This is a genomic window from Anaerobacillus sp. ABR4_321, assembly GCF_056158505.1.
On the sequence record NZ_JBSWTK010000004.1, the window covers coordinates 4,405 to 5,326 of the forward strand.

Annotated in this window: 1 protein-coding gene; it reads right to left on the reverse strand. The window is 42.2% G+C overall.

Annotated elements, in window-relative coordinates; genetic code table 11:
• Nucleotides 1-61: 61 nt before the first annotated feature.
• Nucleotides 62-286, reverse strand: coding sequence for a hypothetical protein (locus ACXADT_RS21470; protein WP_474835877.1), 225 nt, complete (start codon nt 284-286; stop codon nt 62-64).
• Between the last annotated feature and the right edge of the window lie 636 nt (nt 287-922).

Genomic DNA, 922 nt, shown 5'->3' on the forward strand with positions numbered 1-922 from the left:
TACATAACATTACGTATTGCTAAGGTTAACACCCACACTTACTTCAGGACGTACAGCACCGTCAACTGCTCTCGAGGTCAAACGGTGTTTCTCCTTTGATAAGTTCCATGACATGTTTGGAAGTAAAGCGTTCTCCCTCATCTAGCCCACATAAATCCTTTGCACCAGGATTCATAACACTGAGGTATCCCTTCTCATTGAACACAAAGATACCATCGATGCTTGCATCGATATATTTGCTTTGCTTCTCTTTCCTTTTTATATTTTGTTTTTTCGAGCTTTTCAATTTTATTGAACATTAGATCCCCAACAAGAATAGCACCTACTATAAACAAAACAGTAGAGATAAAAAAATCAACGTCGTGACTGATTAAACCTACCATGAATTTATGACGAAATAGTTCGAAAATAATAATTAAACCACTACTCGAGAGAATCGCTATTTATTTGAACTTCTTATAATTTTTCACTTTCTAAGCCTCCAAAACAAAATGTGCATTTCTTAGTATGCAGAATGTGCAGTATAGAGAGACGTCGCCGTAAATGCAAGCCTAGATGTCAGCAACTCAGAGGGGTCATTTCGGCGCAATCCTTATTCAGCTTCCGCTCTCATGCTGCAGCCTGAGTCATGCCACGCTGGGTATCAACAAGCTGCATGAATTCACCTGGATCAAAGGCTAAGGTAATGAAATGTACGCCCATCGCATCATGATTCAGCTACAGCTAATCATTGTCGACTGGAAATCCGACGCATGATTTCAATGGATGCCGTTGAGCGTGTTTTCGGTGTCAGCCCGCTGAGTCGCCCACTGTTTGATTGTCAGTGCGTTGCGATTAGAGCCGTATGGCCTTGCGCACACCAACAAATGTCTGAGCATCAGGTGCTGCTTCGTCCTGAAGTACGGTGTGGGTGTTGAACCTT